Source organism: Paenibacillus sp. SORGH_AS_0306, from assembly GCF_030819345.1.
Taxonomy (GTDB): domain Bacteria; phylum Bacillota; class Bacilli; order Paenibacillales; family Paenibacillaceae; genus Saccharibacillus; species Saccharibacillus kyungheensis.
The window spans coordinates 4,055,341-4,079,813 of the sequence record NZ_JAUTBP010000001.1; the positions used below are offsets into that span (position 1 = coordinate 4,055,341).

The window sequence follows — 24,473 nt, forward strand, 5'->3', positions numbered from 1 at the left end:
CTGTATAAAATACCAATCATATGTGTACGATATCTATCCTTTTCAAGGTATACTATAGATGCAAATAATACATAACCGAGCGGAGGAATCTGAATGAAGCAAGCGTTACTTATTATTGATATGCAAGAAATCTTTTTCGATCTGCCTGAAAATGCGCTCTATCAGCGTGATCCATTAACTGAAAAGGTCAACCAACTGATCGCTCAAGCTCGCGCTGTCAATTGCCCAGTGATCTTTATTCAACACACCAGTTATACTCCCGGTGAAGAGTTATATGTCGATACACCTGAATGGGAAATACATCATAAGATCAATCGTCAGGCAGAAGATCCAGTGTTCCGCAAAACCAAATGGGATGCTTTTTACGAGACAGATCTATTGGCATGGCTACAAGATAATCAGATAGAACAGATTATTTTTGCTGGTGCACAGACCGAATTTTGTATCGATACTTCATTACGTGCGGCATACAGTCTAGGCTATCAATCCAATATTGTTATCCAAAACGGGACAAGTACACTGGATAGTCAGGTACTTCGTGCAGATCAGATTATTGCTCACCATGAGAACATCTGGAATGGGCGTTTTGCTACTGTGCAATCAGTAGAAGAAGTATTATTTCAGCCGATAATGAGTAGCTAATTAGCAGATATATGAGTTTGCCGTTTATCCTTTTCATTAACCAATAATAAAGTACTACACTATATGATATTGATGTAATCTATTCTTTATTTTTAGGAAATATTTGTATTTTCTAAAAAGTGAAGAGTAGATTTTTTTGTTCTTATGTAACTTTATCTAACAAATAATGATTTATTTATTGAGCTATTTTGTTATTATTGGTAATATACTTATCATATAAAGTAAATTAATAGGGGGTTATGATTTGAAAAAGACTCATTTTTTACCTTTTATCGCATTGATTATGGTTATTATGTTATCTGCTTGTGGTACACCACCTGCGAAAGATCCTGTACCTGCGGCTTCAACCGATGCAGGCACAGGCTCAACTACTACAGGTGATGAGACGATCAAAGTCGCTACAGACGCTTCATATGCTCCTATGGAATTTATGGATTTGGATAAAGTATCAGGATTTGATATTGATTTTCTAGCGGCTGTTATGGCAGAAGCTGGCTTGAAATACGAGGTTACTAATATTGGATGGGACACGTTATTGGAAAGTGTTAAACAAGGTACCGAGTACAAAGCAGGGATCTCTGCTGTCTCAATCACCGATGAACGTAAAGAAACTTATTCGTTCTCTATCCCTTATTTTGAATCCACTAATATGATTATGGTCAAAGAAGGAAGCCCGATCAAAAGTGCAACTGACCTTAAAGACAAAACGGTCGCTGTGCAAAACGGAACAACAGCAGATATTTTGATGTCCAAAATTATGGGACAAAACAGTACTAATCTTAAAAAATTCGATAGTAATACGTTAGCTCTGCTTGAACTGGATAATGGTGGTGCAGATGCAGTAGTCGCAGATATTGCGGTAGTACGCGAATATATTAAAAACAATCCGAATAACAAATTAGTCGGCATTACCGATAATACGAATTTCAATTCAGAATACTATGGACTGATCTATCCTAAAGACAGCGATCTTAAAGCCAAAATCGATCCTGCTATTCAAACTGTGATCGACAATGGAAAATATGCTGAAATTTATCAAAAATGGTTCGGTACAGCGCCTGATCTGACTAATTTAAAAGCCGAAATCACTAAAGCAGGCACATCTTAATTCTGCTGCGTCTAGCCATATTCGCTTAGTCCATGTATCACTCTACAAAGAAAGTATGCGTTATACAGCCATCACGCATACTTTCTTTGGTATAAAAACCTTTTTGAATAGGAAGGGACTCTTCATGACAGACTTTAGATTCGATATTATTGCTTACTATCTCCCGATCTTATTAAAAGGCACTTTATTAACGATTGGTATTTCATTTGCAGGGATTATTTTCGGTTCAATGCTTGGGCTGATTATGGGATTTGGACGTATGTCCTCCAAAGTGTACTTTCATTTACCGACAGCGTGTTATATCAACTTTTTCCGTGGAACGCCGTTGCTCGTGCAGGTACTTATGGTGCATTTTGGATTGATTCCATTGCTGTTAGACCGAAGCGATCCGATTCTAGCCGCTATCGTAGCATTGACCCTTAATTCAGCCGCGTACACTGCCGAGATTTTTCGCGCTGGTATTCAATCGGTAGAAAAAGGGCAAACAGAAGCGGCGTTATCTTTAGGGATGACACGCCGCCAGACGATGCGTTATATTATTTTGCCTCAAGCGATCAAGCGAATGATTCCTGCATTTGGTAATGAATTTATTGTATTGATTAAAGACTCTTCCTTAGTCGCTATTATTGCGGCTCCTGAACTCATGTACTATGCCAACAGCATGCGTGGACAATATATGCGTGTATGGGAACCGTATATCACTGCGTCAATTATCTACTTTATTCTTACCTATTCGTTAAGTAAATTATTGAATTGGTTCGAAAAGAGAATCAATTAGTAAGAGTTACAGAACATCAGCCAATCAGTACCTTTTCTTCCGGGTAACTGAACTTGGCTTCTTTGTTTTTCTGTGCAAGTGCATAGGCTAAAGCCAGTGGCCCCAGACGGCCGATATACATCGTAATAATAATGATGATTTTGCCTGCAGGTGTGAGATGAGGCGTTAAGCCCATCGACGAACCTACTGTACCAAACGCAGAGACGGTTTCATAAAAAATGCTTAAAAATTGAGCGCCTGTTCCACTTTCAGTCAGTGTCAGTAAAATGGTCATCGTAAACACAATCCCAAGCGAGATCATAATAACAGCCAGTGCGCGGAATGCAGTATCAAAGCTAATTCTACGATGGAACGCACGAATCTCACTACGACCACGTACCACACTGTATAGAGCCAGCATTAGAATCGCAAATGTATTCGTTTTGATCCCACCACCGGTTGAACCGCTAGCAGCTCCAATAAACATCAAAATAATAAAGACAAATTGTGTAGCCGCCATCAGACCACCGATATCGACGGTATTATAACCGGATGAACGGGGCATAACACCCTGAAATAGCGACGCCCATATTTTCTCAGTTATACTCAAATGTCCAAGTGTAGCTGGATTCCCCCACTCTACTACAAGGACGAATAATACACCGAACACTGTCGCTATCGCTGAAGTCATCAGTACTAATTTCGTATTTAACGAGAATCGACGCCATCTGCGCTTTTGCAATATATCGGTCACGACAATAAATCCAAGTCCACCGATGACAAATAGTGAAATAACGACCGTATTGACTACCGGATCGCCAACATGACTGGACAAGCTATCTGGAGACAACGAGAACCCTGCATTATTAAAAGAAGATATGGCGTAAAAAGCACCTTGATACATAGCAGGTGCCCAACCCATCGTCGGTCCCCAATGTAGCGTCAATGTGATCATTGCCACAAATTCCAGTACAAAAGCGATCAGGAAAATATTAAGCGATAATTTCACTAATCCCTGTGTGGAAAAAGCATTAGTCGCTTGCTGAATCATTAAGCGATGCTTGAGCCCAATCTGCTTGCCCAGTAATACAGCAAACAGCACCCCGAATGTCATAAATCCCAGTCCACCAATCTGGATCAGAACCATAATGACCAATTCACCAAATAGTGAAAAGCTCGCTCCAGTATCAATAACTGCAAGCCCTGTCACACAGACAGCCGAAGTCGAAGTGAAAAAAGCATTCAGTAATCCTACACTGTGTCCATTTGTACCGGCTATCGGGAGACTCAATAGTATCGTCCCGATCAATATCATCCCTGCAAATCCCAGTGGAATCAAGCGTGCCGGATGCACAAATCCTTTCATATGCCTTGCCATTTTATTCAAAATAATATTCCTTTCGTGTTAATGAAACGGACAGCCTCCTTGCGAAACAGAAGCTTTCGGTTCATATGCTTTATCCTGATAAAAGAAATTAGGGGTTACTACCCGATTATCATACGATTGATGAAAAATATGCGTAGTCGCAGGTGACATCGGTGGAATCAGCCATGTCCAGTTGCCTGTTACTGCTCGTCCTGCTTCCGCTTCCCGTTGTTCAAAACGCTGAAATTGTGAAGCTGCTGTATGATGATCTACTATACTCACACCTGCTTCTTTGAACGAATGCAATACAGCCAAATTCAGTTCAACTAATGCACGATCTTTCCATAATGTCGCTTTACTGCTGGTATCGAGTCCCATGATTTTTGCCATTTCTGGTAACAAGTTATACCGATGTTCATCTGCAAAGTTACGTGCACCGATCTCTGTACCCATATACCAGCCGTTAAAAGGTGCTGCTGTGTAATGGATACCGCCAATCGTTAAGCGCATTTCAGATACGATGGGAACAGCGTACCACTTTAATTCCAATTCTGTAAATCCCGGAAAATCTGGATGGATCATCGGCACTTCCATTACATCTGCTTGCGGAATCTCAAACCAACGTGGAGTCCCATTGTGTTCACTAATCACTAAAGGAAGAACATCAAACGAAGTTCCTGCTCCTGTCCAACCTAACTTTTCACAAAATTGCGTAAAATCAAGTGAAGCGGGATCACCAATAATCCCTTGCTCTGTCTGATAACCTGCATAACGAATCAATTGATGATTCCAAATTCTCATCTCCGATCCGTCGATCGCACGTGATCTAAAAATAGTGATCGTTGGACGAACTTTACCTCCATTTGTAGCATATCGGATATGCTCAAGTAAAGAGTCTGCAATCTGCTCTGTCCCCTGAATATGGCGCTCATCGCGCACTTGTAGATTATCCCAAAATAGTCGTCCAATACAGCGATTACTATTGCGCCACGCCATTTTGGCTCCATGTTCTAATTCTTCAAATGTATGTTCATAGCTTCCATTGTTTTGAATATCATGCTCCACCTGTTGCAAGCGTGCTTCTAACTCATCTTCACTTTTACCAAGTTCTTGATAACATTGACGCAAAAATAATGTTGCTTCCTGTATTAGCGGATGTGTAACGGCCATGTATTCCACCTCATTTTATCTTATCCATTAGAATCTACTTCTATCACCATATAAAAACAGGCGACGCTCTGGTGGGAGCCCGCCTGATTGGTCTGCTTATCGTTATTAGGATTGTCCATATTATACGTTACAAAATAGCACTTCGGCAGTCTTATGACACAATTGTCACAGAACGTGCACATCCTTGCTGTATAAGGGCTGAGAGACTTTCCATATCGTTCCATAAATAGAGGGTACACTCTAAAATACGCATCAATATTGCATTTGGATGACTACATTATATGATCCATCTTATCGTTTCCAAAGAACGCTATGATCGACTTCCGTCTATACTCAGCACTTTCTATCTTATCGACAACAAAAGCCCTCCAGATGATACTCTGAAGGGCTTTGCTATGAATAACTCATATGAACAAGATTGCTTGGATAGCTATTAGCTAGAAAACGTAATCTTAGCGACCAAGATAAGCGTTCAACATCCATGCTGCTTTTTCAATTTCACCACGAATACCGATCAATAGATCAGCAGTCGGTTGGTCACTGACTTGCTCTGCAAGAACAATCGTTTCGGTTAACTCTGTAGATACGGTTGCAATATCTTCTACAAGTGAACTTACCATTTGGTTCGCTTGCTCTGTACCTGTTGCTTCAAGCAATGTAGACAATTCCAATTGCTCACGAAGTGTAGCTACAGGTTGACCACCGATTGCAAGCAAACGCTCAGCAATATCGTCCATGTATACTGTTGCTTGATCGTACAATTCTTCGAATTTAGCATGTAGTGTAAAGAAGTTTTCACCTTTGACGTACCAGTGGAAATTGTGAAGTTTGGTATAAAGCAAAGACCAGTTCGCAATTTGAACATTCAAAGCGTTATATAATGCAGTTGTTTGTGTAGTCTCAGTTGTATTAGTAGTGTTTTGTAGAGATGTCATAGATAATTCCTCTTTTCGTTTTGTATTTTTAAATTTAGACTTATTCTAATTCCTGAATTAATCATAACAGATAGACTACCATTTGGCTAGTGTTATCTGCAAAAAATATTTTTTCGTATCGACAAATTGTGAGTTAATATTTCACTTCTTCTCCCTATTACCTACCAAGCAAACGCTTACTTTATTCATAACCTTTACATCTCTAGTTCTTTTCGTTCAGTTTTCTTTATATTGTCTTGAGGAGCAGAAATAACATAGGCTATCTAGCAAATTGACGGAGTGCTGTCTTATCTCATACTATGGAGTAAGCGTAAATTACATTTATAACTATGCTCACATTAAAAGGAGGTCCATTCGTGGATATTATTTCAGCGATTATTATGGGTATTATTGAAGGCTTGACTGAGTTCTTGCCTGTATCCAGTACCGGGCATATGATTTTGACCAGTTATCTACTGGGACTCGATCAGAATGCAGAGCAGGTCAAAACGTTTGAGATTGTGGTACAGCTAGGAGCCGTACTTGCTGTGGTTGTATTGTACTGGCGTAAGTTTATTGATATTTTGATGACGATTCCTGATCTATTTAACGGGCGGCTCAAAAGTAAAAATGGAATAGCTCCTCAACGTCGTTTGAACATTTTGCATATTATTTTGGCAATGTTACCGGCGGTTGTCGTTGGACTGGTGTTGCATGACTTCATTAAAGAACATCTTTTTGGGCCTATGACGGTAGTCTACAGCCTTGTTGTCGGTGGTCTGCTGATGATCTATGCAGAATGGCGTAAAGGTCGCTCAGCGGGTAATATGACGGTTGATGATATTACATACAAGCAGGCGTTTGGTGTAGGGTTGTTCCAGTGTCTTGCTCTATGGCCAGGATTCTCTCGTTCAGGTTCTACGATCTCTGGTGGACTGTTACTTGGAATATCCCATACAGCCGCTGCTGAATTTACATTCCTTGTGTCTGTACCTGTTATGTTTGGAGCGACAGGACTGGATCTTGTCAAAAGTGCTCAGTACCTAAGTATGGATGACTTTGGATTTTTTGCTGCTGGATTTATCGCTGCTTTCCTTGTAGCCCTTGTAGCGATCAAAACATTCTTAAATCTGCTTAAACGTCTTCCATTGTATGTATTTGCGTACTATCGTTTTGCACTTGCTATTATCTTCTTCATTTTGCTTACTCGCTAAGCGAAAAACGTTGTCTGTCACAGAGCCTTGTTCTGATTCAATATTCGATATTCAGAGTTAATATATTTGTAATAATATGAATATATATAACTATAAATAATGGCGGCTTGCCGTCTTATTCAAATGGGAGATGCTACTTGGATACTTTACCCGCGCGAAGGCGAATGATGAGTGCTGTACTGATGAGTCTAATCATGCTGTTGTTCTGTATGCCATTTCAATCAGCTGATGAAGAAGATTATGACTTTGCCGTCACAACTGGAATCTATCCAGGTAAAATGACATATGGATCATCACGATATGCTAATAATGTAGATGGCGGTTGTAGTGTGCGGACATTATCACCAGTGATGACACTGGCTGCTTACTTTGCGATTCTGATTCGGTATGTGAATAGATCGTTCAGTCCCACTCATCTTCTCTCTTTTATCCCTCTCTTGCTCAAGCGCTTGTTGCTTGAAGCGCTCAAGTACCGGTCCAATTATATGGATATGGCTTCCGTACGACCTTAATCGTGTATAACACATCTGGTTATCGCCAGTGTGCATCATTTCAATTAATGGATCGCGGATGCTGACCACTATAGGATCGGCACGCATGAAGGGAGAGAGTTTGTTGTCTGACAGTATTAATATAGGACTGAATTTAACGTTATTTGTCATTTTAATTATCTTTACTGCTTTTTTTGTTGTGGTGGAGTTTGCAATTGTGAAAGTACGGGGTAGTCGGATCGATCAGCTTATCGCTGAAGGAAATAAAAATGCTCGCTATGCCAAAGAAGTCATTTCAAATCTGGACGGCTATTTATCAACCTGCCAATTAGGGATTACGATTACTGCATTAGGACTGGGTATGTTGGGAGAACCAACAGTTGAATATATGTTATCTCCTTTGTTCGCTAATGTAGGCGTACCTGCATCATTAAGTCATATTTTGTCTTATGCGATTGCATTGATTTTGGTTACTTATTTCCACGTAGTTGTTGGTGAATTAACACCGAAGACAGTTGCTTTGCGTAAAGCAGAATTAGTGACTTTGTATACCGCTCGTCCGATTATCTGGTTTAACCGCATTATGTATCCTTTTATTTTTATTTTAAATGGATCGGCTACCTTCTTAACCCGCTTGATTGGTCTACAACCGGCGAGTGAACATGAAGAAGCTCACTCGGAAGAAGAATTGCATATTATTTTGAATGAAAGCTATGAAAGTGGCAAAATCAATCAAAGTGAATATGGTTATGTCAGTCGTATTTTTGCTTTTGATGAAATGTTAGCGAAAGAATTAATGGTGCCTCGTACCGATATGGTATGCTTATTTACCGAAAAATCTCCTGAAGAAAACCGGATGATTATTCGTAAAGAGCAATATACCCGCTTCCCTGTTGCAGAAGGAAGCAAAGACAATATTATTGGGATGATCAATACGAAGCAGTTCTTTCTAGCTGCTGAAGAGACACCAGATTTGAATGTGGCTCCTTTGATCCATCCGGTTATGTCTTTATCTGAGACTACCCCTGTTAAACATCTGCTCAAGCGCATGCAGCGTGAAGGCACTCATATTGCGATTCTGGTCGATGAATACGGTGGTACATCCGGGATGATCACGATCGAAGACATCTTGGAAGAAATCGTAGGCGAGATTCGTGATGAGTTCGATGCCGATGAAGAAGACGAAATTCAACAGATTGCTCCGAATCATCTTATTGTCGATGGTAAAGTATTTATCAATCGTGTAAACGATCTATTAGGTACCGATCTAGACGATGAAGAGTTGGATACGATCAGCGGTTGGTTATATGGTCAACGTCCTGATCTAGCGATTGGAGCTACGTATGAATTCGAGGATCTAACATTCAAAGTGTTACGTCGTAGTGCACGTCGTTATCGCAAGCTGGAGATTGTCAAAAAAGTAGTCGAAACCGATGAAAATGAAGATACAGAAGCATAAGTGAGTTCGATCTAGATAGTGAAGATCAGATGATTGGCTAAAAACATGAAAACCGCTTTTTCCTCAAAAGGAGAAGCGGTTTTTTTGTGGATTGATATGGGTGGCTACTGCAAATAATGATGATCTACAAACGACTACAACCTATTCCCGATCAACATATTAGGTTGTTCTCCACGCATTAATTGACCCCAATGTTGGTACACTTGATACGCTTTGCCACTTTCAAGTATCGATTTGGCGGTATAAACGCCTTCTTCGATTGAACCTGTTTTGCCTGTCAAAGCAAGCCGGTACGCACTATTCAGTAAGACTTGATTGGTAAACGCAAGATCGGCTTGTCCGCGTAACACTTGCTCGGTCACTTCAATCTGCGTAGACGCTGTCCACGACATTTCCGGTAAAGAGATATCCAATCCATAGACTTCCGGGTCTATAATCTCCATATGAGCTTCACCGCGCTCTACCCGATATGTACGTGTAGGACGATCGATAAATAAATCTTCTGATCCTTCTGCTCCCTGAATAATCGCTGCTCGCTGATAATCCAATCGTTGTAACACTTTAGAAATCCGTTCAAAAAACGTATTATGGAACACGCCATACACCAGATAAGGAGAATGACTATAATTCATTAATTTTTCAGCGCTATTCAGTATCGTACGCACACCTATTTCTTCACGCAATGTACGCAAAGCACCTAACGGTGGACACCACTGCTCTGCCGCTACAAATAATAATCCTGTTTCCTGAGCAGCATATAAAGATTGATCTCTAGTTAGATGCTTGGTATTGACGCCCATTTCGCGCAACAGTAATGGTAACGTCACACCCCATTTAGGAGGCAAAGGTTCACTACCATGCAAGGTGACTTTCTGCCCTGTCGCTGCCAAAACAAATGAAGTTGCAAAGCTCGCTATAAATGAAGCTGTCCGTCCATCATAAGGAGCAGCACAATCCAGACTATTGATAGAGGAAGTACGTAACGCATATTTACGGCAGATATCGACAAAAGCATGCATCTCTTCTATATTTTCCATCTTCATTCGTTCTGCCATAAAAAAAGCACCGATCTGTACGTCAGACGCTTCTCGATTCAAAATCAGTTCGCCTACAGCTAGCGCTTCATCATACGTAAGATCTCTGGAACCTCTTTTGCCTCGACCTACTTCTTTCAGTATGTCTGTCATGTTCACGTCAGGTTCCTCCTTTGACTATTAAGATTGTAACAACTGATGCGCTTTGACAATAGCTGTAGCGACATCAACCAGGCGTTTACGATCATTCATCGCTTTTTTACGTAAAATATCATAGGCTTCCGCTTCTGATATTTTTTTCATATCTGCTAAAATACCTTTCGCCATATCGATCCATTTGCGATCTTCCAAACGGGATACTAATTGCTGACGCTCACTATGCCATTGTTGCCGTTCTACACATAATTTGGCTGCAAAATGAAGTGCCCAGTGAAGTTCTTGCTCTTTCATTGTGGGTGTCAAAATCCCATCTATCGCACTTTCCATTTCACAAGCTTGCACAGAAGAAGTAGCTGTATACGGGCTACACCACCATAACATCGGAATACTACGTGAATGCGTAAGAATGTGCTCTAATGCTGTAATCTCTTCTATCGGTAGATCAAGCACTACAGCATCGGCTTTGGTTAACAAAGGTTTGACATCATCAGCCCCAACTGAAATCGACGCCTGATACCCGTTATCTTCCAGCAAAGTCTCAGGTAACACAACAGACTCTAACTGATCCGGACCACAGATGATATTCTCCATACGGATAATCAGTAAAGAACGCATTGAGAGGTACTCCCTCCTCATAGACTTAATACTTACAATGAAATATATAATAGAAAATATCACATGAACAACTAGATTTAAAAGTGGATAAGCAGATTTTAGCTCTTTTTTAAGACAATCAAGATAATCGAGGGTGTTTTGATATTTATCATGTAAACATAATTAACTTCTAATTTCAAATAAAATTTTTATGTTATTTATATTGACATGTAATTATACATCTTTTATAGTTGGTTTATCGAAAAACACATATGATCAATTATCGCATCATCAACATATTATCTATCTGTTAGCGAAATGATAACTAGATACAATGGAGTATCTACTTTATAGACGGCAATGAAGCCTGTCTCAACTCTATATCAGAGCACCAAGCGTCTGGCACGCTTATCTCTGGTTGGAATGAGACAGGCTTTTTATATGTAGATCGAGATTATAGGAGGAGAGATCATCATGACAACAACCAAAAAATTAGTATTAATCGGAAATGGAATGGCAGGCGTATGGACGATAGAACATTTACTGAAGCTCGCACCACATGCATATGAGATTACTATTTTTGGAGCAGAACCTCATCCTAACTATAATCGTATCTTATTATCGACTGTACTTGCCGGTGGAGCTTCGATCAATGACATCATTATTAATGATCATGATTGGTATCACGATAATCATATTACGCTGTACACCGGTGATCCTGTTATTCGTATTGATGCTGATCAGCGTCAGGTCATCTCTGCTTCTGGATTACATGTAGACTATGATGAAGTGATTATTGCAACCGGTTCGCGCGCCTTTATCCCGCCTATTCCAGGTTCAGACAAAGATGGTGTGATCGGTTTTCGAGATATTAAAGACTGCGAGACGATGATAGCAACGGCTCAAACGCATCGCAAAGCGGCAGTGGTCGGTGGTGGACTGTTAGGACTTGAAGCAGCTCGTGGACTATTAAACCTCGGTATGGATGTTACTGTGATTCATATCAATGAACATTTGATGGATCGTCAGCTTGATCTCCCAGCAGGTCTGATGCTACAAGAGCAGTTAGAAGCACAAGGTATGAAGTTCCTACTTGGCAAGCGTACAGTCGAATTAACAGGCAAGCGCAGAGTGACAGGGCTTCGATTCACTGATGGAGAATCGTTAGACGCTGATCTTGTCGTGATGGCGGTAGGAATTCGCCCTAATATCGATGTTGCTCAGTCCTCAGGACTAACAATCAATCGTGGGATCGTGGTTGATGATCATTTACACACGAATATCCCTCATATTTCAGCTGTAGGCGAATGTGCAGAACATCGAGGGATTGGATACGGGCTAGTGGCTCCACTATATGAACAAGGGGCTGTGCTTGCTAAGCGTCTTGCAGGACTGGACACTGCCGGATATGAAGGCTCAGTCACTTCAACCAAACTTAAAGTAGCAGGTGTAGATGTATTTTCAGCAGGGCAATTTGCAGATACTCCACAGACCAAGTCGTTACGGATGCAAGATGATATCGATAGCATTTACAAAAAATTAGTGATTCAAGATGGGAAATTGATCGGAGCGGTATTGTTTGGCGATACGTCGGAAGGCAGTTCATTATTCTCACTGATCAAAAGTGGCGAATCGATTGTTGGACGTGAAAAAGAATTATTGACCGGCTATGCTGGTGGTGCGACAGCCGTTTCTCCACTACAACGATTAGAAAGTATGGCAGATGATGAGATTGTCTGTGGTTGTAATGGAGTGAGCAAAGCGGCAATTGGCGATGCAGTACTTCAACAAGGCTGTCATACGATGGGTTCGCTCAAAGCCTGCACCAAAGCATCTGCATCATGCGGAGGCTGTGCTCCACTGGTCGAAGGATTGCTTCAACTATATGCTGGAGATTCCGCTCAAGTGACTGTCAAAGAAGGCATGTGTGGATGTACTTCGCTACAACGGGATGAGATTGTAGAACAGATCAAAACGATGGGTCTCAAAACTGTCAAAGAAGTGATGAATGTACTGGAATGGCGCGAACCTGAAGGTTGTTCCAAATGCCGTCCTGCACTCAATTATTATCTAGGCATGTTGTTCCCGGCTGAATATGAAGATGAAAAAGAATCCCGATTCACCAATGAACGTTATCACGCTAATATTCAAAAAGACGGCACCTATTCAGTGGTTCCCCGTATCTATGGCGGAGTCACCTCCCCTGCTGATCTCAAAAAAATCGCCAATGTGGCTGAAAAATATAATGTCCCACTCGTCAAATTTACCGGTGGGCAACGATTGGATCTACTGGGGATTCGAAAAGAAGACTTGCCTAAAATCTGGGAAGAATTAGATATGCCTTCCGGTCATGCTTATGGCAAAACATTACGTACCGTCAAAACATGTGTCGGCAATACATTTTGTCGCTTTGGTACACAGGATGCGATGGCGATGGGAATCAAAATGGAAAAAGCGTATGAACGCTTAACCGGCCCTGCCAAAATTAAACTGGCTGTGTCTGGATGTCCCCGTAACTGTGCAGAAGCAACGATCAAAGATTTGGGGTTAGTGGCTATTGATGGCGGTTGGGAACTGCATGTAGGAGGCAACGGTGGGGTAAAAGTACGTGCGGCTGAACTGCTTTGTACGGTCAAAACAGAAGAAGAAGTGATGGAATGGTCTAGCGCGTATTTACAATATTATCGTGAACATGCTCGCTTTAATGAACGCACCGCAGCATGGATCGAACGGGTAGGCTTAGATCATGTGAAAGAAGCACTTGCCGATCAACAGACTCGCTTGGAACTGGTGAGCCGTATTGAAGAAACGCTTAGTTACACTTCTGATCCATGGAAAGAAATTATCGCCAAAGATGAATTACGCAAAAACTTTGAACCGCTACACCAAGCACCATTAACCGGATCGACCACATCTATCTATTAAGGGGGAACTGCGATGACGATGACTAAATTACATGTAGGGCATATTCAAGATATCGATAAAAAAGGATCACGTACATTTCTATTAGGCGAGACTGAGATTGCTCTATTCCATCTGAGCGATGGTAGTATTCATGCAGTCGAAAATAGTTGCCCCCACAAAAAAGGGCGATTATCGGAAGGCATGGTGTGCGGAACAGCAATTCATTGTCCTTTACATGATTGGAAAATAGATTTGCGGAGTGGAAAAGTACAAGATCCTGATGAAGGCTGTGTGCATACGTACAATACCGAAGTTGATCCTGCGAGTGGAGCGATCTATATTACATTTTGAGCAAAGGAGTGGTGAAGATGAATAGAGCATATGGTACAGTCAGCATTATCGGTGCAGGCCCGGGCGATCCTGAATTGATTACCGTCAAAGCATTACGACGGATTCAGCATGCCGATGTGATTATGTATGATCGTCTGGTGAATGATGAGTTGTTAACGTATGCCCGTCCAGATGTACAGAGACTATTTTGCGGTAAAGCACCTGGATTGCATCATATGAATCAAGCCACTATTAATCGCACACTTCTCTCTTATGCCGTAGCAGGCCATACCGTTGTTCGGCTCAAAGGCGGCGATCCCCTTGTTTTTGGACGTGGTGCAGAAGAAGCTTTATTTCTAGCAGAACATCATATTCCTTACGAAATAGTACCGGGTATCACGTCAGCAATCGGAACGGCTGCCAGTGCTTCTATTCCACTGACTCATCGCGGTGTAGCGACATCTTTTGCTTGTATTACCGTATGCCGGGCTAATCCAGCGATTGAGCCAGCAACTATCGAAGCAGTATCTTCTTCAGCACCAGCGATCTCGCCTGCTCCTGTGAGGTGGGATCTACTCGCACATAGTGTAGATACTCTGGCGATCTATATGGGTGTCAGTCAGTTGGACGAAATCTGTAGTCAATTGATTCTGTGTGGTAAATCTTCTGTAACCCCTGTCGCTCTGATCGAAAATGGCACAACCGAAGCCGAACGGGTATTTACTGGTACACTGGCTGATATCACTCAGATAGCGACAACCGCTCATATTAGTAATCCAGCGATGATTATTATCGGTGAAGTGGTTCATATCCGGGAACAATTAATACAGATGAAGCATCAAGCTCACCAAATGATCGGATAATGCTTGTCTATATGTACAGCAATTGTTGGTAATCCGGCAAATTTTCCAATATTGCGATCACGTACATACAGACACCTCTTGAATAGGTATAATCGTATGATCTATTTGCACCCTCTTCAATAGATTCTATACGTATAGATACAAATCTAAAAAAGCCCTTTCCCTTCATATAGAGGAGAAACGGCTTTTTTGGTATCACTATTTTTAACAATTATGATTTTTAGTATGTCATATAGAGAGCCTCTTAAAAATGATCTATTCTTGGTCTGAATTATTTATTTGATCTCGAGTAACTCCTGTTAATAAAGGTACTACTTCTCCTTTATTCACATCTATTAGACCATAATCCGTAATTTTGAGTGCAGGGCTAACGGGTAACGAATGCGTACTGATCGACATAATCGGATTGTAATGCTTATATCCTAACTCGCGCATAGCTGTAACCAGTTGATCGACAGCAATTGCTGTTTCTTCCAGAGGGGCTTCTGTTAAGATACCGCCTACAGGTAAGTGCAGTGAAGCAATCACTTTGCCGTCTAACACAACACAGAAGCCGCCTTGCTTGCTAATGACTTCATTCGCTGCTATTGCCATATCTTGTGGATTACGACCGACAACAAGTAAATTATGATTGTCATGTGAATACGTTGTCGCTATCGCACCACGTGTAATCGTATCTCCACCGATCAGCCCATACGCATGATTGCCATTTTTTCCATACCGTTCAAATGTAGCAATCAATCCATACCCACTCTGTTCCCACATCAACTGCTGATTACGCACACTTACATCGGTAAGACGTTCTTCGGTAAATGTTGATCCGTCTTTGACCATCATGACCCGACATTCATACAGACTGTCACTGTGAGGAACTGGAACTTGAAAATGTTGTTCGTTCAGCAATTCTAACTTCACACTGTTATAAAAGTGCGACGGAAATTGCGGTTCGGAAGAAGGCTGTACATACGGCTGATCTTGCTGATACACACATAATCCTTTTTTATACACTTCATCAATCTGGAACTGCTCGATATCTGATAGTAAAACAAAATCCGCTAACTTACCGGGTGCTATAGCTCCACGATCACTCATCTTCATCCGTTTTGCAGGTGTAAAAGTAGCCGCATAGATCGCCGCTTCAGGTGTCATACCCATCTGAATCGCTTTACGAACGATATAATCGAGATGCCCACGCCACGCTAGACTATCTGTCATTACATCATCGGTCACAAAGCAGAAATGCTCTGCTACATCGTGAGTGATCATATAATCGATAATTTCCGGTGTCATCGATTTCTCTTGCAGTTCAATAAACATCCCTGCTGCTATACGTTCTGTCATCCCTTCTATACTCTGGTGGGTATGATCAGAATCGATGCCTGCTGTGATCAATTGATGAAGATCCAGATCAAGTAACTTAGGCGTATGCCCTTCAATAACAAGATGCGGATAATGAGTCTTCATATGGCGTAAAATCTGATTGGTTTTGCATTCAGGATCACGTATCACATCGACATAGTTCATAATTTCACCGAGACAAATAATAGACTCGGTGCGCATCAACTCGTCAATATCCGCAATCTCGATAGAACCGCCTGTTGTTTCAAGCGGTGTTGCGGGTACAGAGCTAGGAATACTGTACATCATATCGCATATCACTTCTTGACTGGCGGCGATCATTTCTTTGACCCCTTCAAGCCCGAATACATTGGCCATCTCGTGCGGTTCCGGTACGATCGTGGTGACTCCGCGACGTAAAATACCGTGAGAGAATGTCGCTGGCGTGACCATCGAACTTTCAATATGCAAATGAATATCGATCAGCCCGGGAATCATATACCGTCTATGACCTTCGATCACTTGTGTAGCTACAAAACGATCACTGCTTTGCTGACCGATATATAAAAATTGTTCGCCCTTAACAGCTACATCGCCTGTACGAAATTCTTTGTAGTAACTATTGTACACTTGCACATTTGTGATCAGCAGATCAACAGCGATTGGAACTAATGTAGATGTGTTAGCTTCATGACTGCGGGTCGTGGATGTATTTACGCTACTCATTGTCCCACCATCACAATCTTATCCGCTGGAAAAGTAATCATCACCTGTTGACCGGGTGCGATCGGGATATCCATTTCTTGATTCACTGTAAATGCTCCTAACGCTGTCTGTACTTCAAATTGATAACTACGTCCTAGATACGTACTGACTTTGACTGTGCCCGGTACTTGATTAGACAAAGACTTTTGCAGATCAGTCAATTCATCTAACCGAGTAATGCGTAAGTCTTCCGGACGAATTGCGCCTTTGTATGTCTCAGCTGTCGATTGCCCTGCTTGTAACTGCACAGCAAATCCATAATCGCCAATCGTCCACTCTAATCCTGTATTTCCTTGACGTGTACCATCAAAAACCAAAAAGTTATTAAACCCGATAAAACGAGCTACATATTCTGTTTTGGGATATTGATAAATATCTGTTGGTGCGCCTAATTGCTCGATTTTGCCAGCATTCATAATCGCTACTTGGTCGGAGATCGAAAAACATTCTTCCTGATCATGAGACACATAGACCGCAGTCATACCTAATTCTTGTTGTAAACGACGAATCTCTACACGCATCGTCACTCTTAGATTGGCATCCAGATTACTTAGCGGCTCATCGAATAGTAGTAGATCAGGCTCAATCACAAGTGCACGCGCAATCGCTACACGTTGACGTTGTCCACCGGATAGTTCTTGCGGGAACCGCTTTTCAAAGCCATTCAGACTCACAATATCAAGCATTCGCAATACTTTTTCTTTAACCTGTGCTTCTTTCACTTTGCGTAGACGTAAGCCGAACGCTACATTATCATAGACCGACAAATGTGGAAATAACGCATAACTTTGAAATACAAATCCAAAATTGCGTTTGTTGACTGGCAGATTCGTATAATCTCGCCCGTCGAACATAAATTTTCCACCTTTAGCCTCTAAAAAGCCTGCAATCAGACGCAACGTGGTTGTTTTGCCACAGCCACTGGGTCCGAGTAATGAAAGTAATTTACCTTCTTCTAATTTGAGATCGAAATTCTCCAAAATCAGGTGGTTATCATACGCCACCGATACCTGTTCTAAGCTGAGTAATGTCATCGTCGTATGCCTCCCCTTATCGTTTGGTAAAGTAAGCCAGTCCACCCATGAGACGCTCAATTACGAACATCAATAGACCGGTTAATATCATCAACACGACCGAAATCGCAGCTATCGTTGGATCGAAATAATTCTGTACATACGTCAACATCTGGATCGGCAATGTACTAATTCCCGGCCCTGTCATAAATACCGAGATATCGACATTATTGAATGACTCCAGAAAAGCGATTAATACCGCCGCCATAATGCCTGAGCGGATATTCGGTAACACCACTCTGAAAAATGCTTGTAATCTCCCTGCGCCAAGACTAACTGCCGCTTCTTCAATAGAGAAGTCAAAGTTGGATAGGCTGGAACCAATCACTCGAATAATAAACGGCAACATAATCACTGTATGTCCAACCAATAGACCGGTATAAATCGGTAAATGGTACATCACTAACACATATTTGAGCATCGTAAAACCAAGTACAATCCCTGGAATCAGTACCGGTGATAAAAAGATGGCATTCAGTAAATCACGTCCGCGAAAGTGATATCGACTTAGTGCATATGCCGCAGGCACACCGAGAATCAAAGCAAGCAGATTCCCTAGTAACGAGATCACAATCGATGTGACAAACGTCTTGGGAAACATATCGACTGCCCATATATTTTGATACCATTTGAGTGAAAATCCATCCGGTGGGAATTTCAATACCGTACCCGGCCCGAATGAGGTGATCGAGATGATCACCAGTGGTCCTAGCAGAAAAATAAAGACTAACGTGCTAAATATCGCCAGCCCGTAATGTTTTTCTTTCATCTTCGTCTCACCCCTTCGGATTCAATTTGGTCGCTACTTTGTTCATCAATCCTACAACAACCAGTGTAATCACAATCATAATCGTCGCAATCACAGAAGCCAGATACCAATCATTCAATGTCATCGCATTCTGATACAGGAATGTAGAAATCACACGTTCTTTGCCTCCAAGCAAGGCTGGCGTTGTATATGCAGTTAGACTACCGACAAATACAAGTACACTTCCGATAATCAGACCCGGAATCGTGAGCGGGAATAATACTTTACGCAACGCGGTAAACCGAGAAGCACCCAGACTTTCTGCCGCACGAATCAGTTCAATATCTACATTTTCCATCACACCGACAAGCGTAATAATGATCAATGGTAGAAATAGATGTACCAGTCCGATAATCATCGCTGTTGGTGTATACAAAATTTCGATCGGCTTATCGACAATACCTGTAGCGACCAGCGCATTATTCACCAGACCTTTACGTCCTAGAATAATCATCCAGCTAAACGAACGCACCACAGGGCTCGTGAGTAGTGGGAAAATAGATAAGGCTAGCAAAATTCCTTTTTTCCGTGTACCCAAGCGAGAAATATAGTAAGCCACCGGATAACCCAGAGCGATACAGATCACTGTTGTAAATACACTGACTCGTAGTGTAGTCAGTAGAATCCGATTGAAATACGCATCTCTGAAAAAGTACAGGTACCCTTCCAAAGTCGGCTTGCCTTCTTGCACAAACGTTGAGCCAATCGTCAATATAATCGGGATCAGCATAAATACGGTAAGGAACAGCAGCCCGGGTAGGAGCAGCCAGTACATCTTATTGATTTTCATAGGTGGGATACGCTCCTATCTGAGCAGAATTAAGGTGGTTCTTTGGGACGGCGTAATTGGTGTTACTTTTAAAAGAATATTTAAAAGATAAAAAATGATTAGCTAGTTGAGATTAGAGTTGCTCTAGTAAGTGTCGCTGCGAAAACAGGATATTCTTTTCACTACAATATTATTTTAAGGAAATCTGCTCTGCATTTTCGATCAGTTCTATTTCTACACTTGCTACAGGTTGAGTTGCTTTGAGATTACTCAGGGACTCCAAAAAGATTTTGAAAAAGGCGATATGGTTGACCTTTAGAGCGACTTGGACGTTGGGTTGTTTGCCCAAACGATTTTGAAAATCGCATACGGTTTGTCCATCGCATAAGTCGCTGTTGGTTTCGATATCGACATGGTATAACGTGGTACTGATTACACCGGGATACAGAGCGGCGGCTACTGCAAGTGGGTCGTGCATTGCGCATGCTTTGACTCCATTGCGTTGTTCGTAGCGCTCCATATAAGCGGATGTGCTCTGACCTACATACACTGCGATTTCAGGTTGAGCGGTTCGGTTGAGCGCACCGAGGTGGTTGTTGTTTAGCAATACTTTGCGTGTGACATCTAACGGTACAAGTACTAGATTGGCAAAGCCTGCGTTTAGGACTTGCTTGGCGGCTTCAGGATCGACGTACATATTGTATTCAGCAGTTGGTGTAATATTGCCGTATTCGTTAACGGCTCCACCCATAATAACGATTTCTTTGACGTTAGCGATAATCTCTGGTTGTTGTTGAATCGCTAATGCGACATTGGTCAGTGGTGCGGTGAGAATCAATGTGATCTCACCGGGATGACTCATAATTTGCTCAATCATAAATTCGTGAGCGGCTTGAGGTTGAACCTGTTGCTCCACCTTCATTTCGGTTAATGCGCCACCGATCCCATCATTACCATGAACCGAATGTTCAAATCTCGGCTTCCGTACTAACGGAGTATCGGCTCCTGCAAAAACAGGGATATCCGTACGATCGATCAACTGTAGAATTTTGAATGTATTCGTCGTTGCCTGTTGCATCGATACATTACCGTTAACCGTCGTAATGCCTAGAATGTCACAACTGCCGCTACCGACAGCTAGCATGATACCGAGCGCATCATCGATTCCTGTATCTACATCCATAATGACTTTCCGTTGCACTAGACTCAAAGTACATCCTCCTTCAATCTTCAAAATGTGGTTATAACGGTCGTACTTTCTTTGAGCTTAACCCCCGATTTCACGGTTCCAACGATCTGTCCATGCTGGCATATTTTTATTAACAAATTCCATATCTAGCTTACGTAGATTTTCAATAATATCTGCACCATACGTAATTCCTTGCGCTTCTTCGTCTGTCAGTACCACATCTTTATTTACAGGAGAATCAACTTTGGCTTTTGCCGATTTCTCTTGTACGTCTTTGCTCAATTGCCAGTCAATAAATTCTTCAGCTAGCTCTTTGTTATCGCTACCTTTAACGATGTTCACTGTATTGATGACTGCATAAGCTCCCTCAGATGGAGTGACGAACTTCGCACCCGGTACAGCAGCTTGAATATCTTTGAAATACATTTCCATAATCGGGCCACCTGCAATCTCTTCTTGTCCGATCATATTCACGTATTCTGAGGTTTGACTATAGTATTTGACCACACTCGGGTCTAAAGCTTTCAGTTGTGTAAATGCTGCATCTTCGTTGAATTCTTTATTACCTGCTACACGCGATGCGGCATCGATCATCATCGGACCTGCGGTTGCTGTAATCGCTGGCATCGTTACATTATTAGCAAATTCCGGCTTCCATAGATCGCTCCATGATGTCACTTCACCACTAACCAAAGCTGGATTATATGCGATACCGAGCTGAGCTACCGTATAAGCAGGGCCATATTTTTCGCCATTGGGAGCTTTGGCAATATCATAAATGTGATCTAAATTCGTCAATTTAGTACGATCAATCGGTTCGAGTAAATTATCGTCTATCGCTTGTTGTGCATAATAATCCGAGAGGTAGATCAGATCCACATTGGTACTGCCCTGACGGATTTTGTTTAACCGCTCTGCATTGTTGCCTGTTTCGAGTACGATTTTGACATTATGTTCTTTTTCAAACGGTTGGAAGACCGATTCTTGTAGAAAATCTTCCGAAAATCCCCATGTCGAGATGACCAGCTCTTTTTGTCCGTCTGCACTGCCACCTGTACTTGCATTACCGTTCTGATCAATCGTTGTTCCACAACCTGCAAGCCCTACACCTGCTAATGTTAATGCCAGTAATCCACTCATCCACTTTTTACTCATGTTTGGTTTCCCCTCTCAAATGGTTGATTCTGAATAACAATGTTGCAACAATTACTTATAAACAAACAAAAAAGAAAAGTATCCTTGTAAGAACAAGAACACTTTTCTTCGATAAACAAAGCAAAGCGGTACCCGTTACAAACTGATCTGTATCCGGTCACCTTTTAAGATAGATCAAAAAAGGAAATCCGCCAGTCAGGTTGGCGTGTCAGTTGAAACCAGCTTGCGTTATTGATTCTCCGTCAGTACCACATTGGTAAAAGCCCATTGAGTAGACGCATCATAATCGCGCAATATAGCTTCAATATTCAATTGCAATTCTTGTTCTAACTTTTCACGAAATTTACGCTTATAGACGGTCGATAAACGAAAATCGACTTCCTGCTTGAGTGCTGGATCTTCGCCTTCAAGTGCAGCCGACCGTGGAGAACGTCGGTGTCTGGCTTGAAACGTAATAATATGATCTTCGACCGAAACTCGTAACAAAGTAGTTCCATAGCCAAATAGTTCTTTGGATACTTCGTTATATAACTGTGCCATTTTCTTTTTGGACTCATTGTGATCTAGAAGATTCATCTTATCACCTTCACTGGTAAATGTCGTACATTGAGTTCGTCCGACCTCGTTATTATACATAAATTAATAGAATGGAGCAACATAATTACGACTTTTAAAATAAATATTGTTCTATAAGCGAACATTGCGTGTAAGTATATTCCAAATCGTCCGTTTTATCGGGACTCGATTTCTGCTCGTTTGCCTGTCTCATGCCACCACTGTGCATATATGCCGCCAATCGCATCAAATATCTGGGTCTGCTCATTTTTCCATTCCTGAATCAGATCATCATCATAGGTTAAAAAAGATGTTTTGTTATCGACGTTATATTTGTGCAATAACCGAATATGAGTCACCAGTTCTATCGTATAGGCTAATATCCAGTACAGCATCGCTTCTTCATCATAGATCATTTTGGTAAAAACTGTTTGACCCCGTTCATACATTTTCAATCGATATCCGGTAGCAGTTAGCTCTACAAAAGGAGCAAAATCATCTAAAAAAGATTGGACAAATGGATTGGTGATATAGTCTTGATACTCTTCTTCCTGTAATAAAGTACGTTGTAATAACGAATGTAATTGTTCTATATATTGCGCTTCTGTTTTCATAAGCAAGCTCCTTGATGTTCTATACTACTGATTCCATAAATTTGCCAGGATCATCACTAAAATCTGACCATGTACCCAAAGCGGTATATGTTAAATGCTCTTCATCATAGCAACCGATGACTTTTTTAGTCGGATTCCAGACGATACATAGATCTGAATACAAACTGATCTCTGCGGACAATCGTAGATAGCGCTGTCGCCCTACTTTCATTTCTACTGTATCCAATAAAGACAAAAATTCAATCTGCTGTGTTTGCTGGTCAGAATCTTCCCACTGCAATACCCGCTCGTCTGTACTTAAAAATTCGATTAATGCTTTAGGAAGTTTGTAACTTTGCAAAGTATATAATTTATTTTGCTCATTATGAAATGTGGCAGGCTCTAGACTTTTTAACAATTGTGCTAAGTACTCATTTTTATTGATAACCGCTATAGTGTATGGACGTTCTCCATTTTTTTCGGCTATCGTGACATCTGCTCCACGCTGAATCAAATACTCTACCATTGCTACATTTTCATTACGGGTAGCTACAGTAAGTGGAGTCGCATGATACGGATAGACCATGTCTGGCTTATTGTAATTGATATCTACTCCATGATCTAGTAAGAAATTGATCGTTTGTAGATCATGATTCGCTACTGCTTTACGCAAAACAGACCCTCCGTATTTTTGAATATCTAATCCCAATTCATAGATCAGCGCTATATTCTTTTTTTTGCCAAAATAAGCGGTATCATAAGCACTGGATTGGACTCGATTCAATCGATTGATCTGCGCACCATGCTCATATAAGTATCGAATCAGCGGTTCTTCTCCGTATCGTACCGCTAACAAAAAAGCAGGATTGTCTTTGGCATTCAAATTCACGCCATGCTTCACTAACCAATGTACTACTTTATTGTGTTCTAGCGTTATCGCCATATCTAATGGAGTAATTGTAGTATATTCACTCAAAACAAACGGTTCTTCAATATCCCAACCTTCTATAAATGATTGCTCTAAAGCAGCTATATCCTTATTGTATATATGTAAAGCAATCGGTGGCAATTGGGCAAACTTCCCGATATTTGCAATCACGTACATAAAAACACCTCCTGAATAATCATGATTGTATGATTTATTTTCGCTCTATTTGATCTATCCTACACCTTTTCTGGACATCGTCAAAAATCCGTCTGTCGTTGGCCTAGTATATAGGTTT

The 24,473-nt window shown here is 41.4% G+C and carries 23 protein-coding genes; 9 read left to right on the forward strand and 14 right to left on the reverse strand.

The window, feature by feature from the left end:
- Nucleotides 1-93: 93 nt before the first annotated feature.
- From QE450_RS17895 to QE450_RS17905, 3 genes are all read left to right on the forward strand, one after another.
- Nucleotides 94-642 (forward strand): cysteine hydrolase family protein, encoded by a 549-nt coding sequence (locus QE450_RS17895; RefSeq protein ID WP_307301016.1) that lies wholly within the window; start codon nt 94-96, stop codon nt 640-642.
- Nucleotides 643-886: 244 nt separating this feature from the next.
- Nucleotides 887-1,750 (forward strand): basic amino acid ABC transporter substrate-binding protein, encoded by an 864-nt coding sequence (locus QE450_RS17900; protein WP_307301018.1) that lies wholly within the window; start codon nt 887-889, stop codon nt 1,748-1,750.
- A gap of 124 nt (nt 1,751-1,874) precedes the next feature.
- A complete protein-coding gene (locus QE450_RS17905; protein WP_307301019.1) occupies nt 1,875-2,528 on the forward strand; it encodes an amino acid ABC transporter permease in 654 nt (217 codons plus the stop codon).
- Between the two features lie 16 nt (nt 2,529-2,544).
- On the opposite strand, the gene QE450_RS17910 is transcribed toward QE450_RS17905, so the two are convergent.
- The 3 genes from QE450_RS17910 to QE450_RS17920 form a co-directional block, all read right to left on the reverse strand.
- Entirely contained in the window at nt 2,545-3,885 is a 1,341-nt protein-coding gene (locus QE450_RS17910; protein WP_307302748.1) for a TrkH family potassium uptake protein, read from the reverse strand.
- Nucleotides 3,886-3,912: 27 nt separating this feature from the next.
- Complete coding sequence (locus tag QE450_RS17915; RefSeq protein ID WP_307301021.1) at nt 3,913-5,043, reverse strand: nitric oxide synthase oxygenase; 1,131 nt, start codon at nt 5,041-5,043, stop codon at nt 3,913-3,915.
- Between the two features lie 452 nt (nt 5,044-5,495).
- On the reverse strand, nt 5,496-5,978 hold the full coding sequence (locus tag QE450_RS17920; protein ID WP_307301023.1) for a Dps family protein: 483 nt from the start codon (nt 5,976-5,978) through the stop codon (nt 5,496-5,498).
- A 356-nt stretch (nt 5,979-6,334) separates the two neighbouring features.
- Between QE450_RS17920 and bacA the strand changes: the two genes are divergently transcribed.
- The 3 genes from bacA (at nt 6,335) to QE450_RS17935 (ending at nt 9,121) form a co-directional block, all read left to right on the forward strand.
- The gene (gene bacA, locus QE450_RS17925) at nt 6,335-7,171 is read left to right on the forward strand and encodes an undecaprenyl-diphosphate phosphatase (RefSeq protein ID WP_273613910.1); all 837 of its coding nucleotides are present in this window, start codon (nt 6,335-6,337) and stop codon (nt 7,169-7,171) included.
- A 137-nt stretch (nt 7,172-7,308) separates the two neighbouring features.
- Nucleotides 7,309-7,683 (forward strand): hypothetical protein, encoded by a 375-nt coding sequence (locus QE450_RS17930; protein WP_307301026.1) that lies wholly within the window; start codon nt 7,309-7,311, stop codon nt 7,681-7,683.
- Between the two features lie 103 nt (nt 7,684-7,786).
- On the forward strand, nt 7,787-9,121 hold the full coding sequence (locus QE450_RS17935) for a hemolysin family protein (RefSeq protein ID WP_373461999.1): 1,335 nt from the start codon (nt 7,787-7,789) through the stop codon (nt 9,119-9,121).
- 134 nt (nt 9,122-9,255) lie between these two features.
- Here the strand turns inward: QE450_RS17935 and QE450_RS17940 are convergent, their stop codons facing one another.
- On the reverse strand, nt 9,256-10,314 hold the full coding sequence (locus QE450_RS17940; protein WP_373462000.1) for an anthranilate phosphoribosyltransferase: 1,059 nt from the start codon (nt 10,312-10,314) through the stop codon (nt 9,256-9,258).
- Nucleotides 10,315-10,335: 21 nt separating this feature from the next.
- A complete protein-coding gene (locus QE450_RS17945) occupies nt 10,336-10,929 on the reverse strand; it encodes an ANTAR domain-containing response regulator (RefSeq protein ID WP_273613913.1) in 594 nt (197 codons plus the stop codon).
- Nucleotides 10,930-11,382: 453 nt separating this feature from the next.
- Between QE450_RS17945 and nirB the strand changes: the two genes are divergently transcribed.
- The 3 genes from nirB to cobA are packed head-to-tail and all read left to right on the forward strand — an operon-like array spanning nt 11,383 to nt 15,005.
- Complete coding sequence (gene nirB, locus QE450_RS17950) at nt 11,383-13,833, forward strand: nitrite reductase large subunit NirB (protein ID WP_307301031.1); 2,451 nt, start codon at nt 11,383-11,385, stop codon at nt 13,831-13,833.
- Nucleotides 13,834-13,851: 18 nt separating this feature from the next.
- Entirely contained in the window at nt 13,852-14,163 is a 312-nt protein-coding gene (nirD, locus tag QE450_RS17955; RefSeq protein WP_273616373.1) for a nitrite reductase small subunit NirD, read from the forward strand.
- Between the two features lie 17 nt (nt 14,164-14,180).
- On the forward strand, nt 14,181-15,005 hold the full coding sequence (gene cobA / locus QE450_RS17960) for a uroporphyrinogen-III C-methyltransferase (protein ID WP_307301033.1): 825 nt from the start codon (nt 14,181-14,183) through the stop codon (nt 15,003-15,005).
- Nucleotides 15,006-15,260: 255 nt separating this feature from the next.
- Here the strand turns inward: cobA and QE450_RS17965 are convergent, their stop codons facing one another.
- The 9 genes from QE450_RS17965 to QE450_RS18005 form a co-directional block, all read right to left on the reverse strand.
- Nucleotides 15,261-17,006 carry an adenine deaminase gene (locus QE450_RS17965; protein ID WP_307302753.1) on the reverse strand — a complete coding sequence of 582 codons (1,746 nt, stop codon included), beginning with the start codon at nt 17,004-17,006 and terminating at the stop codon, nt 15,261-15,263.
- A 59-nt stretch (nt 17,007-17,065) separates the two neighbouring features.
- Nucleotides 17,066-18,142, reverse strand: a complete 1,077-nt coding sequence (locus QE450_RS17970) for an ABC transporter ATP-binding protein (RefSeq protein ID WP_273613916.1) — start codon at nt 18,140-18,142, stop codon at nt 17,066-17,068.
- A 16-nt stretch (nt 18,143-18,158) separates the two neighbouring features.
- On the reverse strand, nt 18,159-18,950 hold the full coding sequence (locus tag QE450_RS17975; RefSeq protein WP_307301035.1) for an ABC transporter permease: 792 nt from the start codon (nt 18,948-18,950) through the stop codon (nt 18,159-18,161).
- 7 nt (nt 18,951-18,957) lie between these two features.
- Entirely contained in the window at nt 18,958-19,779 is an 822-nt protein-coding gene (locus QE450_RS17980; protein ID WP_307301037.1) for an ABC transporter permease, read from the reverse strand.
- A gap of 169 nt (nt 19,780-19,948) precedes the next feature.
- Nucleotides 19,949-20,941 carry a nucleoside hydrolase gene (locus tag QE450_RS17985; protein ID WP_307302755.1) on the reverse strand — a complete coding sequence of 331 codons (993 nt, stop codon included), beginning with the start codon at nt 20,939-20,941 and terminating at the stop codon, nt 19,949-19,951.
- Nucleotides 20,942-21,025: 84 nt separating this feature from the next.
- The gene (locus QE450_RS17990; protein WP_273613919.1) at nt 21,026-22,102 is read right to left on the reverse strand and encodes an ABC transporter substrate-binding protein; all 1,077 of its coding nucleotides are present in this window, start codon (nt 22,100-22,102) and stop codon (nt 21,026-21,028) included.
- Between the two features lie 228 nt (nt 22,103-22,330).
- A complete protein-coding gene (locus tag QE450_RS17995; RefSeq protein ID WP_307301038.1) occupies nt 22,331-22,678 on the reverse strand; it encodes a DUF2294 domain-containing protein in 348 nt (115 codons plus the stop codon).
- A gap of 155 nt (nt 22,679-22,833) precedes the next feature.
- On the reverse strand, nt 22,834-23,271 hold the full coding sequence (locus tag QE450_RS18000; protein WP_307301040.1) for an Imm63 family immunity protein: 438 nt from the start codon (nt 23,269-23,271) through the stop codon (nt 22,834-22,836).
- A 19-nt stretch (nt 23,272-23,290) separates the two neighbouring features.
- Nucleotides 23,291-24,355: an ankyrin repeat domain-containing protein gene (locus QE450_RS18005; protein ID WP_307301042.1), complete on the reverse strand. Its 1,065-nt coding sequence runs from the start codon at nt 24,353-24,355 to the stop codon at nt 23,291-23,293.
- Nucleotides 24,356-24,473 lie beyond the last annotated feature (118 nt).

Bases quoted from the DNA above. Each gene is read 5' to 3' on its own strand.
- QE450_RS17980 (WP_307301037.1), bottom strand. From the start codon at position 19,779: ATGAAAATCAATAAGATGTACTGGCTGCTCCTACCCGGGCTGCTGTTC.
- nirB (WP_307301031.1), top strand. From the start codon at position 11,383: ATGACAACAACCAAAAAATTAGTATTAATCGGAAATGGAATGGCAGGC.
- QE450_RS17915 (WP_307301021.1), bottom strand. From the start codon at position 5,043: ATGGCCGTTACACATCCGCTAATACAGGAAGCAACATTATTTTTGCGT.
- QE450_RS17990 (WP_273613919.1), bottom strand. From the start codon at position 22,102: ATGAGTAAAAAGTGGATGAGTGGATTACTGGCATTAACATTAGCAGGT.
- QE450_RS18005 (WP_307301042.1), bottom strand. From the start codon at position 24,355: ATGTACGTGATTGCAAATATCGGGAAGTTTGCCCAATTGCCACCGATT.
- QE450_RS17910 (WP_307302748.1), bottom strand. From the start codon at position 3,885: ATGGCAAGGCATATGAAAGGATTTGTGCATCCGGCACGCTTGATTCCA.
- nirD (WP_273616373.1), top strand. From the start codon at position 13,852: ATGACTAAATTACATGTAGGGCATATTCAAGATATCGATAAAAAAGGA.
- QE450_RS17895 (WP_307301016.1), top strand. From the start codon at position 94: ATGAAGCAAGCGTTACTTATTATTGATATGCAAGAAATCTTTTTCGAT.
- QE450_RS17920 (WP_307301023.1), bottom strand. From the start codon at position 5,978: ATGACATCTCTACAAAACACTACTAATACAACTGAGACTACACAAACA.
- QE450_RS17985 (WP_307302755.1), bottom strand. From the start codon at position 20,941: ATGGATGTAGATACAGGAATCGATGATGCGCTCGGTATCATGCTAGCT.
- QE450_RS17970 (WP_273613916.1), bottom strand. From the start codon at position 18,142: ATGACATTACTCAGCTTAGAACAGGTATCGGTGGCGTATGATAACCAC.
- QE450_RS17975 (WP_307301035.1), bottom strand. From the start codon at position 18,950: ATGAAAGAAAAACATTACGGGCTGGCGATATTTAGCACGTTAGTCTTT.
- QE450_RS17945 (WP_273613913.1), bottom strand. From the start codon at position 10,929: ATGCGTTCTTTACTGATTATCCGTATGGAGAATATCATCTGTGGTCCG.
- QE450_RS17995 (WP_307301038.1), bottom strand. From the start codon at position 22,678: ATGAATCTTCTAGATCACAATGAGTCCAAAAAGAAAATGGCACAGTTA.
- QE450_RS17905 (WP_307301019.1), top strand. From the start codon at position 1,875: ATGACAGACTTTAGATTCGATATTATTGCTTACTATCTCCCGATCTTA.
- cobA (WP_307301033.1), top strand. From the start codon at position 14,181: ATGAATAGAGCATATGGTACAGTCAGCATTATCGGTGCAGGCCCGGGC.
- QE450_RS18000 (WP_307301040.1), bottom strand. From the start codon at position 23,271: ATGAAAACAGAAGCGCAATATATAGAACAATTACATTCGTTATTACAA.